At 72.5% G+C, this 6,036-nt stretch carries 6 protein-coding genes; 1 reads left to right on the plus strand and 5 read right to left on the minus strand.

Features of this window, described 5'->3' with window-relative positions:
- Positions 1-165: 165 nt before the first annotated feature.
- From galK to ABWK99_RS12350, 5 genes are all read right to left on the minus strand, one after another.
- Positions 166-1,374, minus strand: coding sequence for a galactokinase (gene galK, locus ABWK99_RS12330; protein ID WP_372594999.1), 1,209 nt, complete (start codon positions 1,372-1,374; stop codon positions 166-168).
- 52 nt (positions 1,375-1,426) lie between these two features.
- The gene (locus ABWK99_RS12335) at positions 1,427-2,230 is read right to left on the minus strand and encodes a DeoR/GlpR family DNA-binding transcription regulator (RefSeq protein ID WP_372595000.1); all 804 of its coding nucleotides are present in this window, start codon (positions 2,228-2,230) and stop codon (positions 1,427-1,429) included.
- A 194-nt stretch (positions 2,231-2,424) separates the two neighbouring features.
- Positions 2,425-3,564: a P-loop NTPase gene (locus ABWK99_RS12340; protein WP_372595001.1), complete on the minus strand. Its 1,140-nt coding sequence runs from the start codon at positions 3,562-3,564 to the stop codon at positions 2,425-2,427.
- 154 nt (positions 3,565-3,718) lie between these two features.
- The gene (locus tag ABWK99_RS12345; protein ID WP_372595002.1) at positions 3,719-4,324 is read right to left on the minus strand and encodes a DUF1003 domain-containing protein; all 606 of its coding nucleotides are present in this window, start codon (positions 4,322-4,324) and stop codon (positions 3,719-3,721) included.
- On the minus strand, positions 4,317-5,597 hold the full coding sequence (locus ABWK99_RS12350; RefSeq protein WP_372595003.1) for a magnesium transporter MgtE N-terminal domain-containing protein: 1,281 nt from the start codon (positions 5,595-5,597) through the stop codon (positions 4,317-4,319). The genes ABWK99_RS12345 and ABWK99_RS12350 overlap by 8 nt, the downstream gene beginning before the upstream one ends.
- Before the next feature lie 112 nt (positions 5,598-5,709).
- Here ABWK99_RS12350 and ABWK99_RS12355 point away from each other — a divergent pair.
- Positions 5,710-6,036, plus strand: a 327-nt coding sequence (locus tag ABWK99_RS12355; RefSeq protein WP_372595004.1) for a general stress protein, incomplete at its 3' end; no start/stop codon positions are given.

Consider the following 6,036-nt stretch of genomic DNA (forward strand, 5'->3'; position numbering starts at 1 on the left):
CGCATGTGCGGGACTCGAGCGTGTCGCGAGTGTGACGAAGATCACAGGGTGAAGTTCTCAAGGTAGTCGCGGAACGTGCCGAAGAGACAGACATCAGCCCCACCGGACTCGTTCCGGAGGGGCTGTTGTCGCGTCAGGAGTGCGTCACGTCATGGCGTGCGGGCCTCAGTCCCGCCCGGCGGGGGCCGCGGCCTGGGCGACGAGGAAGGCCGGGGCATGCCAGCCCCGCGAGGCGAACGCCTCATCCACGGCTGCGGCTACACGGTCGACGTCGTCGACCCGCACGAGGGCGATCGCCGAACCGCCGAAGCCGCCACCGACCATGCGCCCTCCGAGAGCGCCGTGCGCGGCAGCCGTGTCCACCGCGACGTCGAGCTCTGGGCAGCTGACCTCGTAGTCGTCGCGCAGCGAGGCGTGAGCGGCGCTGAGCACGGGTCCCATCTCCTCCACGGCGTCTCGTGCGAGGAGGTCAGCGATCTCCTGGACGCGTGCGATCTCGGTCACGACGTGGCGCACGCGACGAGTGACGACGTCCGCGTCGGGCATCGCGGCGAGCCGGGCCAGCGCGTCGTCGAGGTCGGTGACCTCGCGCAGTGTCGTCACGCCCAGCTCGTGTGCTGCCGCCTCGCACATGGTGCGCCGTGCGGCGTACTGGCCGTCGACGAGCTGGTGCTCCGCCCGGGTGTCCATCACCAGCAGTGCGAGGCCGTGCGAGCCCAGGTCGAGCGGGATGTGGTGCGTCGACCCGTCCCGCGTGTCCAGCAGCAGAGCGTGACCCTCCTGGCACCGGAGCGAGGCGGACTGGTCCATCCCGCCCGTGGGAGCGCCGGCGATCTCGTTCTCCGCGCGGATGCAGGCCCGGGCCAGCACGGCGCGGCCCTCGTCGCTCGACCCGAGAGCGAGGCCATGGGTCTCGTCGAGCGCGACGGCGACCGCGCACTCCAGGGCGGCGGAGGAGGACAGGCCCGCGCCGTAGGGGACGCACGAGTCGACCGCCGCGTCGAAGCCGGACACGGTCCTGCCCGACTCGCGGAGCGCCCAGGCCACGCCCGCGACGTAGGCGGCCCAGCCCTCGACCGTTCCCGGTGCCACCTCGCCGAGCGAGACCGTGACCGGAGCGCCCTCCTGGGCGGACACGAGACGCACCTCGTCGTCAGCACGTCGGCGGAACGCGACGTAGGTGCGGTGCGGCAGCGCCATCGGCAGGCACGTGCCGCCGTTGTAGTCGGTGTGCTCGCCGATCACGTTGACCCTGCCCGGCGCGGACCACACGCCGTCGGGAGCCGTCCCGAAGGCGCGCTCGAAGGCTGCGGTGGCGCGCGCGGCGCCCTCGCTGCGGTCCCAGGCGACGATCTGCTCGGGGGTGGTGGTCATCGGGGGAGCTCCTCGGGTCGAGCGGTGGCCGCTGGGGCAAGAGCGTGCGGAGTCATGAGGTGGGTGTCGCGGGGCGGGACCGCGGAGCGAGCCGGACGGTGCCGACGACCTCGCGCAGGGCCCGCGCAGCGTCGGCAGGGAGCCCGTCGTCGGTGATCAGCACGTCGACCTGCTCGAGGGGCACGATCCGGCTCAGCCCGACGGTGCCCCACTTGGAGTGGTCGGCGAGCACGGTCACGCGGCTCGCCGCCGCGACGAGTGCGCGGTCGGTCTCGGCCTCCAGCAGGTTCGGGGTCGTCAGTCCCGCCTCCAGGTCCATGCCGTGCACACCAAGGAACGCGGTATCGACCCGAAGGGAGACGAGCGCCGCGGTCGCCAGCGGGCCGACGAGCGCGTCCGACGGCGTGCGGGTCCCGCCCGTGAGGACGACGGTCAGGGAGTGGTCGTCCGGGCGGTGCAGGGCGTCGGCGGCCGGCAGGGAGTTGGTGACCACCGTCAGGGGGCGGATCGCGGGGGAGTCGGCGATCAGACGGGCAAGGAGATGCGTGGTGCTTCCTGCGGACAGGGCGATCGCGCTTCCGGGTTCCACCAGCTCGAGCGCGGCCTCGGCGATGGCGGCCTTCTCCTCGCCGGCGAGCTCGCGCTTGGCCTGGAAGGCAGGCTCGAGGGCGGCAGGCCGGGAGTCCACTGCCCCGCCGTGCACGCGGCGGACGAGCCCGCGTTGAGCGAGCTCGGAGATGTCCCGTCTGACGGTCATGTCGGAGACGTCGAGGCTCTCGACCAGGTCAGCGACGCGCACGGCGCCGTCGGCCTTGATCTGGGCGAGGATGAGGTCCTGCCGCTGGGAAGCGAGCATTCGCTCAGTATCGGTCAGAAACGAACACGGGTCAACATCTCCGAACGCGCTGCCAGGAGGCGAGGGGCGCGGCGCGGGCACCACCTGACCGGCGCAGGAACGACCTGACCGGCACCCTGCCACGACGTCACGAGCGCTCTGCTGCCACGGCGTGACGAGCACTCCGCCGCCACCGCGTGACGAGCGCTCCGCTGCTACGACGTGACGGGCGAGAGCCCCAGCGGTCGTCCGGCGAGACCGCGCGAGCGCTTCGCCAGGCTCGTCGCCAGGCCACGCAGGGCCTGCCCTGCCGGCGAGTCGGGGTCACGGAGCACGACGGGCGTGCCCTCGTCGCCGGCCTCCCGCAGTGCGACGTCGAGCGGCACCTGGGCCAGCAGCGGAACGGGCGCGCCGACGAGCGTGCTCAGGTTCGCCGCCACGACGCTGCCGCCGCCGGAACCGAAGATCTCCAGGCGGGTCCCGTCCGGCTGATCCATCCAGGACATGTTCTCCACCACGCCCACCACGTGCTGGCGGGTCTGCGTGGCGATCGACCCGGCGCGCTCGGCGACCTCGGCCGCGGCGACCTGCGGGGTCGTGACCACGACGAGCTCGCTGTTCGGCAGCAGCTGAGCGACGGAGATCGCGATGTCCCCCGTCCCGGGCGGCAGGTCGAGCAGCAGGACGTCGAGGTCGCCCCAGAACACGTCAGCGAGGAACTGCTGCAGTGCGCGGTGCAGCATCGGCCCCCGCCACACCACGGGCTGGCCCGAAGGCACGAACATCCCGATCGAGATGACCTTCACGCCATGGGCGATGGGCGGGAGGATCATGTCGTCGACCTTCGTCGGCGGGCGGTCCACCCCGAGCATCCGAGGCAAGGAGAAGCCGTAGACGTCCGCGTCGACGACCCCGACCGACAGGCCGTCCGCGGCCATCGCGGCCGCGAGGTTCGCCGTCACCGAGGACTTGCCCACCCCGCCCTTGCCCGAGGCGATCGCGTACACGCGCGTGAGGTTGCCGGGCTGGGTGAAGGGGATGACGGGCTCGGGCTCGCCGCCGCGCAGCATCGACCGCAGCTCCGAGCGCTGCTCCGCGCTCATCACGCCCATCGCCACGACGACCTCCGCGACGCCGTCGATCGCGCGCACCGCGGCGGTGGTGTCCTTGGTGATGGTGTCCTTGAGCGGGCAGCCGGCCGTGGTGAGGTCGATGCCCACCGTGACGACGGCACCGGCAGGGCTCTCGGTGATGTCGACCGAGCGCACCATGCCCAGGTCGGTGATCGGACGCCTGATCTCGGGGTCGATGACGGTCGCCAGTGCGGCGCGGACGGACTCGGAGAGCGACGGCATGGCGTCCATCCTAGGTCTGCGCCACGGGTGGCGGTCCTGACCGGACGGGGGCCCGCGGCTGCGTGCGCCGTCGGCGGGTCGCGGAGCGTGCTCAGGCCCGCGGCTGCGTGCGCCGTCGGGCGGTCGGGCCGTCGGGCCGGGTCGCGGGGCGTGCTCAGGCCTGCGTGGCGCTCGTGTCCCGGCTCGCCTCAGTGGAGGCCTCCTGCACGGCGGTGCGCCGGGCGCGGCGCTTCGCCGCCCGGCGTTCCTCGCGCTCGGCCGCGGCGGCGCGTTCGCGATCTTCCTCACGTTCCGCCTCGCGCTCGGCCGAGAGCTCCGTGAGCAGGTCGCGCAGCTCGGAGCGCAGGAAGTCGCGGGTGGCGACGTCCCCCATCGCGATGCGCAGCGATGCGATCTCCCGCGCCAGGTACTCGGTGTCGGCGAGCGAGCGTTCGGCGCGCTGGCGGTCCTGCTCGAGCGCGACGCGGTCGCGGTCGTCCTGCCGGTTCTGCGCCAGCAGGATGAGCGGCGCCGCGTAGGAGGCCTGCACGGAGAAGAAGAGGTTGAGCAGGATGAACGGGTAGGGATCCCAGCGCAGCCCGTAGAGGGCGACAGCGTTGAGCGTCACCCAGATGATGACGAACGCGGTCATGTAGACGAGGAAGGTCCCGGTCCCCATGAACCGCGCGAAGGTCTCCGCCCCGCGGCCGATCATGTCGGGGTCGACGCGGGGCCGCCACCGACGGCGGGCCTCCTTGGGGGTGTCCAGGCGCTCAGCCATGGTCGGCCTCGGTGCGCTCGGGCAGGTTCCCGCTCATCTCCTGGTCGTCCTCGCGCCAGTCCTCCGGCAGCAGGTGGTCCAGGACGTCGTCGATGCTGATCGCGCCGAGCAGGCGGCGGTTCTCGTCGACCACCGGCAGGGCGAGCAGGTTGTACGTCGCGAGCTCCCTGGCCACCTGGCTCAGCGGGGCCTCGGGGCGAAGGCCCTCCAGCTCGGTGTCGAGGATCCCGCCGATCGGGTCGTGCGGGGCCTCGCGCAGCAGCCGCTGGATGTGCACGCCGCCGAGGAAGCGTCCCGTCGGGGTCTCCAGGGGCGGGCGCGCGACGAAGACCAGCGAGGCCAGCGCAGGGGTGAGGTCCTGCCGACGCACATGGGCCAGGGCCGTCGCGATCGTCGTCTCCGGCCCCAGGATCACCGGCTCGGTCGTCATCAGACCGCCGGCGGTGTTGTCCTCGTAGGCGAGCAGGCGTCGCACGTCGCGCGCCTCCTCCGGCTCCATGAGCTCGAGCAGCTCGGTCGCCTGCTCGAGCGTCAGCTCGCCGAGCAGGTCCGCGGCGTCGTCCGGCTGCATGGCGTCCAGCACGTCGGCGGCGCGGCCCAGCTCCAGGGCGGAGAGGATCGCGACCTGGTCGTCCTCGGGCAGCTCCTCCAGGACGTCGGCCAGCCGCTCGTTGCCCAGCGCGGCCGCGACCTCGAGGCGACGGGTCGCGGTGAGGTCGTGCATGACGTCGGCGAGGTCGGCCGGCTTGAGGTCCTCGTAGGAGGCCAGCAGCAGGTCCGCGCCCTGGGAGGCGCTCGCTGCCAGGCCCCTGACCTCGCTGATGTCCACCAGCAGGGTGTCCCCGCGGCGGCGCATGAGGCTCGTCCTGCTGTGCTCGCTGCGGCGAAGGAAGAGCTTGGTGACCACCCAGTCGCGGTTGCGCTGCTGCTCGATCGCCACGTCGACCACTGTCGCGCTGCCCGAGCCGTCGGCGAGCTGCACCGGCCGGTCCAGCAGCTCGCCTATCGCGAGCGTCTCGGCGGGGCGCTGCTCGAAGCGGCGCATGTTGACCAGCCCGGTCGAGATGACCTGACCGGTGTCGATGCTCGTCACGCGCGAGAGCGGGAGGAACACCCGGCGGCGCCCGGGCACCTCGACCACCAGGCCGAGTGCGCGCGGCGGACCCTGGGGTCGCAGGAGCACGACGACGTCGCGCACGCGTCCGACCTGATCACCGATGGGGTCGAACACGGCGGTGCCTGCCAGGCGTGCGGCGAAGACCCGTGTGCTCACGGCGTCAGCGTAGTGCGACCTCTTGATCGCCGCGGCTGCGGACAGCCCCGTTCACCGAAGGCTCACAGCGAACGCCCTGGCAACTCCCGGGGGAGGGGGCGAGAATCAGATCATGTCGATGAACCCGATGTCCCGGCCGCCGCAGGTGCCCACGCCCCCGCAGGGTGAGCAGATCGCGTCCTACGCGACCTACCTCGAGGCCCAGCGTGCCGTGGACCACCTCTCCGACAAGGAGTTCCCCGTCCAGCACGTGACGATCGTCGGGACCGACCTGGCGATGGTCGAGCGGGTGACGGGTCGGCTCACCTACTCGCGCGTCGCCATCGCCGGGCTGGCCTCCGGGGCGTGGTTCGGGCTCTTCGTCGGTCTGCTGCTCTCGCTGTTCTCCAGCGACGGCTCTGCCCTGCCGATCCTGCCGGCCATCGCGATCGGCGCGGCC

Origin of the sequence: Actinotalea sp. (assembly GCF_041597215.1) — a bacterium.
Taxonomy (GTDB): Bacteria; Actinomycetota; Actinomycetes; order Actinomycetales; family Cellulomonadaceae; genus Actinotalea.

Excerpts from the sequence above, each read along its gene's own strand:
- galK (WP_372594999.1), bottom strand. The coding sequence starts at position 1,374 with ATGACCACCACCCCCGAGCAGATCGTCGCCTGGGACCGCAGCGAGGGC.
- ABWK99_RS12340 (WP_372595001.1), bottom strand. The coding sequence starts at position 3,564 with ATGCCGTCGCTCTCCGAGTCCGTCCGCGCCGCACTGGCGACCGTCATC.
- ABWK99_RS12335 (WP_372595000.1), bottom strand. The coding sequence starts at position 2,230 with ATGCTCGCTTCCCAGCGGCAGGACCTCATCCTCGCCCAGATCAAGGCC.
- ABWK99_RS12345 (WP_372595002.1), bottom strand. The coding sequence starts at position 4,324 with ATGGCTGAGCGCCTGGACACCCCCAAGGAGGCCCGCCGTCGGTGGCGG.